The 10,229-nt window shown below is 38.8% G+C and carries 9 protein-coding genes; 1 reads left to right on the top strand and 8 read right to left on the bottom strand.

The window, feature by feature from the left end; translation table 11 throughout:
• Positions 1-978 precede the first annotated feature (978 nt).
• From ACFQ38_RS12090 to ACFQ38_RS12055, 8 genes are all read right to left on the bottom strand, one after another.
• Complete coding sequence (locus ACFQ38_RS12090; protein ID WP_381481141.1) at positions 979-1,200, bottom strand: DUF5348 domain-containing protein; 222 nt, start codon at positions 1,198-1,200, stop codon at positions 979-981.
• A complete protein-coding gene (locus ACFQ38_RS12085; RefSeq protein ID WP_381481139.1) occupies positions 1,197-1,997 on the bottom strand; it encodes an ExeA family protein in 801 nt (266 codons plus the stop codon). Before ACFQ38_RS12085 ends, ACFQ38_RS12090 begins: the two co-directional genes overlap by 4 nt.
• On the bottom strand, positions 1,990-3,342 hold the full coding sequence (locus tag ACFQ38_RS12080) for a DDE-type integrase/transposase/recombinase (protein ID WP_381481136.1): 1,353 nt from the start codon (positions 3,340-3,342) through the stop codon (positions 1,990-1,992). Before ACFQ38_RS12080 ends, ACFQ38_RS12085 begins: the two co-directional genes overlap by 8 nt.
• Positions 3,343-3,381: 39 nt before the next feature.
• The gene (locus ACFQ38_RS12075; protein ID WP_381481143.1) at positions 3,382-3,870 is read right to left on the bottom strand and encodes a DUF6431 domain-containing protein; all 489 of its coding nucleotides are present in this window, start codon (positions 3,868-3,870) and stop codon (positions 3,382-3,384) included.
• A gap of 238 nt (positions 3,871-4,108) precedes the next feature.
• The gene (locus ACFQ38_RS12070) at positions 4,109-6,088 is read right to left on the bottom strand and encodes an iron ABC transporter permease (protein WP_381481134.1); all 1,980 of its coding nucleotides are present in this window, start codon (positions 6,086-6,088) and stop codon (positions 4,109-4,111) included.
• A 100-nt stretch (positions 6,089-6,188) separates the two neighbouring features.
• On the bottom strand, positions 6,189-7,169 hold the full coding sequence (locus ACFQ38_RS12065; protein WP_381481132.1) for an ABC transporter substrate-binding protein: 981 nt from the start codon (positions 7,167-7,169) through the stop codon (positions 6,189-6,191).
• Positions 7,170-7,177: 8 nt separating this feature from the next.
• Positions 7,178-8,215: an NAD(P)/FAD-dependent oxidoreductase gene (locus ACFQ38_RS12060; RefSeq protein WP_381481130.1), complete on the bottom strand. Its 1,038-nt coding sequence runs from the start codon at positions 8,213-8,215 to the stop codon at positions 7,178-7,180.
• On the bottom strand, positions 8,212-9,009 hold the full coding sequence (locus ACFQ38_RS12055; RefSeq protein ID WP_381481128.1) for an ABC transporter ATP-binding protein: 798 nt from the start codon (positions 9,007-9,009) through the stop codon (positions 8,212-8,214). Before ACFQ38_RS12055 ends, ACFQ38_RS12060 begins: the two co-directional genes overlap by 4 nt.
• Before the next feature lie 565 nt (positions 9,010-9,574).
• Between ACFQ38_RS12055 and ACFQ38_RS12050 the strand changes: the two genes are divergently transcribed.
• Positions 9,575-10,018: a MarR family winged helix-turn-helix transcriptional regulator gene (locus ACFQ38_RS12050; protein WP_381481125.1), complete on the top strand. Its 444-nt coding sequence runs from the start codon at positions 9,575-9,577 to the stop codon at positions 10,016-10,018.
• Positions 10,019-10,229 lie beyond the last annotated feature (211 nt).

The following is a 10,229-nucleotide window of genomic DNA, read 5'->3' as shown; positions in this document are numbered from 1 at the left end:
CCAATATACAAAATTTAGAGAATCTCAGCATCCAGTTTTACAAAATTTTACCAGGTTGCCTTGGAATTAATGTTCAGTAAATTTACTTTCGTAATTTGGGATAATATGTTTTCTTTTTCGAAAAAAAGGCATACTGTAATTAGAAATGGATATATTAAAATAGCTTGGTTCCCTACAAATGGGGGATCGCACGAATATGGAATGAAACCCACCTTAAACGAGCCGTTCACACTCAAAGGTGGGTTTTATTTCTTACTGTTTTTTCTGACATCACCGTAACGATTAACGCCCCAACAATCCTTCTGCAAATGGCATCAGCACCACCCCCTTTCGGGAGTGCCCCGACCACCCTTGAGTTAACCAATTATGCTATTGTCCTTGAATTATAGTATTTTATTTTTTTATTTAAAAGATTCCTCGAATCTTGTCTGACCGAACTTTCATCCCACACTTTAAAAAGTGGGATTTCTCGTTCGGAAAATCTGAAAAAGCCCATTTGGCACTTTCCAAAAATACATATGGGCCTCAATCTTACTGCCAAGGAAAGTTTAAATAATCATTTGAACGAACGTTCAGGGACAGACCCTGAATGTCCCAAAATCTCTCCGTCCAATTAAAAACTTACCCTTGTACCATATCCTTCTCGTTTAGCTTTTTCATATACAAAATTACCTATGTAAGCATCAAACAATGCCATACTTACATTCTTAAAAACGATTGGAGCTAATTGTTTAGTGTTACTGATACCTTAAAAAGCCCTAAAATTGACATTGTTTGTTGGCCGTCAGTTGCCGGATTTATCGGCCAAAATAGTGAATAAAAAGAAGGAATATCCAGCTGACTATTCCTTCATGTTTTTGATAAATATTTAACCAGCATAGAAAAGCTACCGCGCTATCGCTTGGTGGCCTCGTCATCAAGTGATGGAAGAAAACCATTTCCATCACTTGACGACGAGGGTTCGAAATTCTTATCACATTAAATGACCACCCTATAAATATCCTGGGGGCGTAAATTCAAGCGTGCCTCTCCAATCATGATATACCAATGGCTATCAATCTCTATTCGACAAGGGATCATCATGGAACCAATGTTTAGCTTAAAGCATTCCCCACAGTGAAGGCCGAAAGTACGGCCATTTAAATGGATGACCCAACGATCCTGAATATCATCATAAATCATTTCTGTATAGCTTTTCATGATAATTCTCCATCAATGACCCTTTTGATTATATGATCATCAATGATTCGTTGTTCATTTTGAAATCCATAGAGCAAGGAGTGCGTACAGACCTTATTAATTAACCTGGCGGTCCCGTTGGAGAATTGATAGATTTCATCAATCGCTGCCTCTGTAAAAATATCCCTTTGTGCTCCGGAACTAATCAAGTGTTGTTGTACATATTCACCTACCTGGGCCCGGTCATAATGAGGCAACTTGCATTGCAAGTCTATTCTTTGGCGGATGGCCGCAAAGGATTGGAGCCGGAGCCGGTCCCAAAGTTCGCTTTGTCCTACAAGGATCAGTGCCATCGGGCCTTCGGCGTCCATTTTGAAATTAAGCAAAAAACGGACCTCCTCCAACATCTCCCGATCCAGCAAATGGGCTTCATCAACAATGACGACCGGTTGTATCCCATGAATGCCACGCATGACTTCAATCTGTTGGTGCAGTTGCCGTTTGGCATCACCCCTGTAAAACTTTGCTTCACATCCTAACTGCTCTAATAAACCTTTATAAAAGTGGCGGGGGGTTAACTTTGAATCTGCTAAATACAAAATCTTGAATCGGCCGGGGTCCAACTGATCACAAAATCTTCGGAGCGTGGTGGTTTTTCCGGTTCCGGAATCGCCAGTCACAACTGCAAACAATTGATATTCCGCTGCGTATTCCAGCCTTCCCAATGTTTCGTCCAGTATCTCCGGTTCATACAGGCAGCCGGTTGGGATGTTTCGTGTAAATGGCGTTCTCTTCAAATCATAGAATGTCTCAAACATGGCCCTTGTCTCCTTTCTTTACACTGCGATAGGAGACAGCGGTCATCTGTTCGGACTGCCGGGATTCATACTGTATCTCAGCTGCATTCAGCAATCTCGAGTTCTCTGTTGGCTGCTTGTTTATGTGCTCGGGCATGGCAGGACGTTTACCAGCCCGTTCCCCGATAACCAGTTCACGGGCAGTCCAGGGTGGATGCCCCTCGTATTCAACCGTCAGCTCCGTAATGTCTGCGGGATCATACACTACATCCACTTTACTACCAATAAAAGTGAGTCCTACCTCGTATTTCTTTCCCATAAAACTGATACATCCAGATTTGTCCACTTTACGGGTTTCACAGTGAAGAAAGGCATTAGCTAACGTTTCCGGATCTGCAAAACGTAACGGCATGCGGTCACTGCGATAGGCAGCCTCCGGGCTTGCCCCTTCGGGGAGTGCTGAATGCGATTTGTGCTGGTAACACTCACTCAGCCATACCTGGAATTGATCATTGAGCTCTTCCAGAGTTTTTGGTGCCTCTAATGCGACTTCATCCAAAAATCCATCGACTACACGGTTAAACCTCTCAATTTTGCCGGCCCCTTCAGGTGAATAAGGTCTCGCAAATAACAATCGAACCCCTAATTTGGAGCACGTTCGTGTCATCCATTTGGTTCGATACTGTTTTCCGTTATCAAAATATACAGCTTCAGGAGTGCCGTACATTTGAACCGCTTGACGAAAGCTGTGTTCAATAATCCGCTGGTCCAATGTTGGATAGAACCCGCCAAAGAGTACAAAACGGGTGGCATCATCCAAAAAAACCACCAGATACACCTGTTTTTTCTCCCCGCCTGGACCAATGGGCAAATAAGGCCCGTATTTAATGTCGGAGTGCCATAACTGGTTGCGATACTTATGTTGGAACCGCCTAGCCGCAACCCCTGAATCGCTGTACATACGCATGTGACGGGAACTGTAACCCCTTTGAGCCAGTTTTTCCTGCAGAGTGCTGCGTTTAAGCATGCCAGGCGCGGCTAGCCCCTCCCACTCAAGAATCTGAATAATTTGGGCAACACTCCGTGAGGGGACTTCCCGGCGAAGCAGGATGGCCTGATCCAGTAAATGGCCTGGAATAGCTTCCTGTTTCTCCCTCATTTTCCCTTTTGGTTTCAGCCCTTCAAATCCTTCCTTTCGATACTGGGCCAGATACCGGCGAATGGTTCGTTCAGACAATCCCGACTGTTCACAGACCTGGGTCTTGATTTGTCTGGCTTTTGCCGGGTCCAGCCCACTTGTGAGCAGTGGTGCCAGCAGTTGCATGCGTGCTGCGGCAATCTCTTCCGCCTTTTTTTGATCTCTCATGTCAAATGACCTCCCTTGTCAATTTGACATCAGTTTATCTTAGTGACATGCGGACAAGAATGCAGAACGGGTATGTATCCATAAATGAATGTTGGTGATCGGTCGGACAACTTTCGCCAGCCATCCGGTTGATTTTCCATCTTCACGTCCAAATGATTGGAGTACGGCCAGTGGGCAGTCGGACGAACCCTCCACTGGTAAATCGAAATGAAAGCGCATCGCAATGGATGTTAAACAACCGAGAGCATAGGGTGCCCATTCCGAAAACCACCTGCGCCAACGATACAATGTCGACTCATCAGCCGCCACATCGATTGGCTCGGCTTCATTCGAAACTTGTTCAATACTTTCAGCTGTATAGCGCTTATAGGGCACGAGAATATCCGGTAGTTCATGATGTATTTTCCGACACGCCTCGCACCGCATTCGGCGGATGATAAGGACCATCTTTTCCCCATTTTCATTCCGGCAGGATCGTTTACGGCTGCCAATCACTTCTAAGCCATGTTGGCAGCATGGACAGGGGATGGATTCCGCACTCCTTACATAAAAGACCCATTAGAAGAGTGTTCAATCAGTTGGTAATTTGATATAATGATCATAGGTTTGTGGAGGACGTCTCTGGTGCTATTTGTGGTGAATGGCACACCGGAGGCGTCCTTTTTCCTTTCCGAGGATATATTTTATGTCATTATATCCGTCAAATCGCGGACAGGCAATACCGTCAACTATCGGGCTTTATAGGTTGGCATTAACAGTTACAGTATTATTTAGCTTTTACTTGGTTCGTTTTCTTCAATAAATACAATAAGTAAGGTGCTCCAATTAAAGAAATTATCATTCCTGCCGGTATTTCTTTTGGCGCTAATATAAACCTTCCTAAAAAATCAGCACTTATTAACAGAATCCCTCCAATGAAAATTGTTGCAGGTAAAAGTCGTGCCATTTTAGGTCCAACCATTTGTCTTGCAATATGAGGAGCTAATAAACCAATAAAACCAATCGCTCCTACAATCGCAACGCTGATAGAGGATAAAGTAACAGCTAGCAAAATCATCCCTAAGCGCATTTTTGAAGCACTTACCCCTAATCCGATTGATACTTCATCACCAAATGATAATATATCGAACGTATGTAAGTAATACAAAATAATTGGAAACAATATTATTATTGGCAGAAAAGTTAACACTAAATCAGACCAACTTGTCCCATATGTGCTTCCAGCTAACCAAGCCAATGCTTGACCTGCATATGTATTTGAACGCACAATTAATATTTGAATAATTGCGGATCCTACTGCAGAAAATGCGACACCCATTAAAACTAATATAATTGGTTGGTACCCGCTTTTCGCACTGAAGAAAAGCACGATCCCCATTGTAACAAATCCACCAACTAATGCACCAATCGGAACGAAGATATGTGGCGCTTGTGGTATAGCTAAAATAGCTATCATTGCACATACACTTGCACCTGATGTCACACCTAGTACTGACGCATCTGCTAATGGATTGCGCAACACAGTTTGCATGAGTAGACCACTTACCCCCATCATCATCCCTATCAGAAGTGCTACAAGCGTTCGCGGAACACGGAAGTCCCAAACAAAGCGATTATGCATCAACTCTTGCGGCAAATTAGCTAACGAAGTAAAGCTTGTTCCTCCAAAACTTAAACTTAAAACCGTAAGTGCTAAAATAATGGCAAATACAGCAAAAATAAAACGAGAAAACTTTCGAACCCTTACTTCACCATCAATAACTCCTGCACTTGTCTTTGTCGTTCTTCCCATTTTAAAAGCTAAATAAACTAACCATGGACCTCCAATGATGGCTGTCATAGCACCTACAGGAAGTTCAGATTTTAACGATACGAATCGAACTAAAATGTCAGCACCAATTAACAATGCGGCACCTACGATCATATTTGCCATAATCATCGAACGATGTAAACGGAAACCCATCAGTCTGACTAAGTGTGGCGCAATGATTCCTACAAATCCAATTGGTCCAACAACAGTGACAGTCACTGAAGCTAACACTATCGCTATGGCCCAACCTAATATTTTACTAATGATTACATTTTGTCCTAAACCAATTGCAGTTTCTTCACCAAGTAACAACAAATCGAATCTTCTTCCAAGAATCATTGCAACAATGATCGTAATCATTATCCATGGCCAAGCAAACTGTACTCCACTCCAATCAAGTTGTAATAGTGTTCCAGACCCCCATAGAAACAATCCGGATGTTTCATTTTCAAATAAAAGTTGAAGTGCAGCGGTAAATGATGAAAATAACATTGTAATAATAAGACCAGTTAATGCAATTCTCACCGGGTCAAGTGATTTCCCTACTAGAAAAGTGACAGTTAATGCTGCTATAATCCCGCCTACCATCGTTAATGCAATGGGAAAAGAACCTGCGATTGATGGGAAAAATATCGTACAGAAAACGACAAAAAAGTAAGCTCCAGCATGAATTCCTAAAGTACTAGCACTCGCTAAAGGGTTTTTTGTCATCGATTGTAAAAGCATTCCAGCAATAGCTAAAGCAGCACCTGCAAGACAACCAATCACAAAACGAGGCAGTCTAGTATATAAAAAGAAATTCATTTGTTGGTCGTCTTCCCACACTGTTCTCCAAAAAGCAAGAATACCGTCTGATGCTTGGCCTTGGCTTAAATGAATAAATCCTAAGGCGACAAAAAGAAGGATATAACCAAGTAACTTTAGACTATTTTTCATACTATCACTTCTCTATCTCTTTTATTACGTGATCAATTAGCGTCTCAATAGAATAGACACTAAATGTCATACTCCTCCACCTATTATCCTTATTCATCTTTTATTTATCAAAAGATGCTAACACTTGTTCTACTAATGTCTCCATTGATTGTACACTTCCAAATGGCCAAACTCCGCCTCCAACATCATACATTTCATTATTTTGAACAAAATATAATCCGTTCCATGCTGCATTACTTTTCAAATTATCGAATAATGGATCGTCTTCTTGTACGGTATGAATAAACATTGCTTCTTGATATTTCACTAAGCCTTCAACATTCGTTTCAATCATACCTGACGAAGCATCTGGATCGTCTAAAACTTTATTTGTTAATCCGATATTTTCAAGCACGTGGCTAACAATCGAATTCGTTGTGAAAATACGGAATGTCGGTGCTTGGTTAACGGAAAACGCTTGTGTAAATACAAAGTGTTTCGTTTGTAAATTTTTTTCTTCTAACGTTTTTTTGGCTTCTTTAAATTTTGCCTCTAGTGATTGAACTGCCTTTTCAACTTCCGCTTCTTTTCCTACAAGTTTTCCTGTTTGTGTTAATGTTTCTATCGCATGAGCATATTGATCACTAATTGCTTCTTCGCTTAAATTATCATACATTACGACAGGCGCAATTTTTTCTAATTCAGATTTAATAGCTTCATGCCGTCCTTTAATAGCAAGAATCACATCTGGTTTTAATTTCCCGATTTCTTCCATATTCGGTTCTAAACGACCTCCAACATCAACAACGGAGTCATCTAATTTTGCTTCAATCGTAACCCATTTATTAAAGTTTTCAATATCTGCAGCTCCAACAGGTTGCACACCTGCGATTAATAATTCCTCTACTAAACTCCATTCTAAAGCAACCACTTTCTCTTGTGGCCCATCGAATGTTTTCACACCATCTGCATCTTCGATTTCAATTTCCTCAGTTGTCGAAGCTTTATTTTCTTTATCGTTTTCTTTCAACTCTTCTTTCTTCTCCATACATCCTATCAATAAAAACAATGAAGCTATCAGTAAAATCCAAAACTTTTTCATTTTCCCACTCATCCTATCACTAAATTATCATATATTTTTTTATTTTTATCTTTTAATAATTCGTTGTGTGAAGAAACCATAGCCATTTGATCAGCTTTTGGCTCGATCAATTGTTTCGCTTGATTCACGGCATGGACTGCATCTTGAAATGCGCCCGCAATGAGATGAAGCTTCCCTTCATAATTTAAACTGTCTCCAGCTGCAAAAATACCTGGTTCAGATGTCACGCCAAATGGATTCCCTTTTAAACCATATTTTTCATGGAGCTTTAAGTTTACTTTAGATTGTTCAAATAATGTGTTGTCTTTATCGTAACCATGATTGATAATCACTTCATCTACATTAATTGCGCTTTTTTCTCCCGTTTCAACATGTTCTAAAATCGCCTTTTCAATGTGTGTTTCACCTTCAAAACCAACAATATTTGTATAAAAAACAATTTCGGCAGAACTGTTTTTTAATTTTGTAATTTCTGCTTCGTGACCTATGAATTCGCCCTTTCTATAAGTGATAATTACTTTTTTAGCAATTGGCTCAAGTGTATTTGCCCAATCTATCGCAGAATGACCACCACCTGAAATAAGCACCGTTTTATCTTTAAAGTTTTTTAAAGAATCTACCATATAGTGAAGATTTGTTTGGATGTATCTTTCTTCACCTTCCAATCCTATTTTTTTCGGTGCTAATATTCCACTACCTACTGCTAAAATGATCGTTTTAGAAAAATGTTCTTCTCCATAATTTGTTATAAGAACAAAATGCCCATCTTTAGTTTTTTCAATATTTATTATTTTTCTTTCTAAAATTACAGTCGGATCAAACGTTGTAGCTTGTTCTGCAAGCTGCTCCATCAATTGTTCACCTAGAACAGGTGTCAATCCGCCGACATCCCAAATCATTTTTTCCGGATATGCGTGAATTTTTCCGCCTAACGTTTTTTGATTGTCAATAATTTTTGTCTTCATTTCACGAAGACCACTATAAAAGCTGGAGAACAAACCAGCTGGTCCAGCGCCAACAATTGTAACATCATATATTCCAGTCATTGTGTACTCTCCTTGACTTTTCCATAAGATAAACAGATCGGGTGATTACTAAACGGGCAAATCGTCAGCAAAGGCTCTATTTGAAATATCTTTTGTAAATTTTGTTGAGTCATCACTTCCATTGGATTACCAGAAGTAATAACGTTGCCATCTCGCATTGCAATTAAATAATGAGAAAACCGTGAAGCATGATTCAAATCATGTAATACCATAATAATGGTTTTATTATGTTTTCGATTTAAATCTTCTAATAATTGCAATACATCTAATTGATGTGACATATCTAAATACGTAGTTGGTTCATCTAATATAATGACTTCCGTATCCTGTGCTAATGCCATCGCAATCCATACTCTTTGTCTCTGTCCTCCCGATAAAGCTTCTATCGAACGATCTTGAAACTCCGATAATTGCGTCGCTTCTATCGCCCAATCAATTGCTTCCATGTCCTCTTTCTTTAATCTTCCAAATCTAGACTGATGCGGGAATCTTCCATAAGTAATAAGTTCTCTTACCGTTAATCCAGCAGGTGCTTCTGCTGTTTGTGGAAGAATCGCCATCTTTTTGGCAATTTCCTTTGAGCTTGTTTCATGTAAAACTTTTTTATCTAAATAAACAACGCCCTTTTTCGTCTTTAAAATTCGAGCCATTGTTTTTAATAACGTAGATTTTCCACATCCATTTGGACCGATAATCGTCGTGATTTTTCCTTTCGGTATTTGAACACTTAATTCTTCAATGATAATTCGCTCATCATATCCAACTTGGATGTCTTTTACTTCGATCATTAGCACACCCCTCCTTTAATTGAGAATGATTATCAATAACAATCATATCAATAATGGTGAAGTATTTCAACATTTATTATTACTTCTCTATGAATTTTCATTAACATCTGAAAAAGATGGATTGTAACGTAACTCCGTACGTCAAAAAATTGGATAATCTTCTCCTCACTTACTAATTTTACTTCCCATAAAAGCAGACAAAGAAATACCTGTTAAACAATAATAACAAAGGTATGACTAAAATTTACCTAATAAAGCATGTCATTTTTGTCAGTTTTTTTAGGTATTCGGATTTTAGTATGGAAACTCATTTTATTTAACTAATGTTCATATAACACTAATTCGGATTATCATGTAGAAAAATATATTTAATGAAACACAATAGAGTTTTTGGAAGTATAGTTTTCTGATTTTGATTATACAATTTGGATTTACCTACTGACAGCATATCTACACTGGAAAATACATCACCTTTCTTGACACTTTAAGTACAGAGTATTATAGTTTAATTATATAAACTATTTATATAATTAAACTGTTTAATTTCACAAACAATTAAGAGGTGAATAATTTGAACCAAGGTGACTTCATTAAAGAAGGTTTTTCATTATTTGATAAAATCAATCATCATTTAGTAATTAACTATTACTCTTTACTAGATATTGAACTCTCTCCAAAGCAGTTTATGGTACTCCATCTTATACATGAAATTGAACCGGCAAGGATTCAAGACATATCTCATCAGTTACAGCTATCAATGAGTTCAGTAAGTCAACTTGTTAATAAACTAGAGCAAGGAAACTACGTCTCAAGAAGTATTAATCCTCAAAATAGAAGGGAAATTTTGGTGACAATCGACAAGAAAGGAAAGGAATTTTTTAAAAAGTATGAGGAAATGGATGACTTGGTTATAGAAAAGTATTATTCTAAATTATCCTTAAAAGAAACAAAGCAATTTAGAGATTTTGCCAAAAAATTGTATACTTTAATTACTGAGGAATCTGATCATGTTTAATTGGGAGATGTTTATAACTCTTGTTTCTATCTCTATCCCCGGTACGATTATTTCTTCCATTTTGCTTAATAATAAAACAGCTTCGGGAAAAAGAGAAGTGCCTATTATCCTGAATTACGAAAGTAAAATCTAGTTACTAAATGCAAAAAGGGCTCCAGCCTTTGGTATAATTGAGTTTGCGAGAACTACAATCCCAAAGAAAGGAGCACCT

The organism is Sporosarcina contaminans (assembly GCF_042679045.1).
GTDB lineage: Bacteria > Bacillota > Bacilli > Bacillales_A > Planococcaceae > Sporosarcina > Sporosarcina contaminans.
Note: the sequence above shows the minus strand (reverse complement) of the source record. Positions and strands in the feature narration are given on the sequence as shown.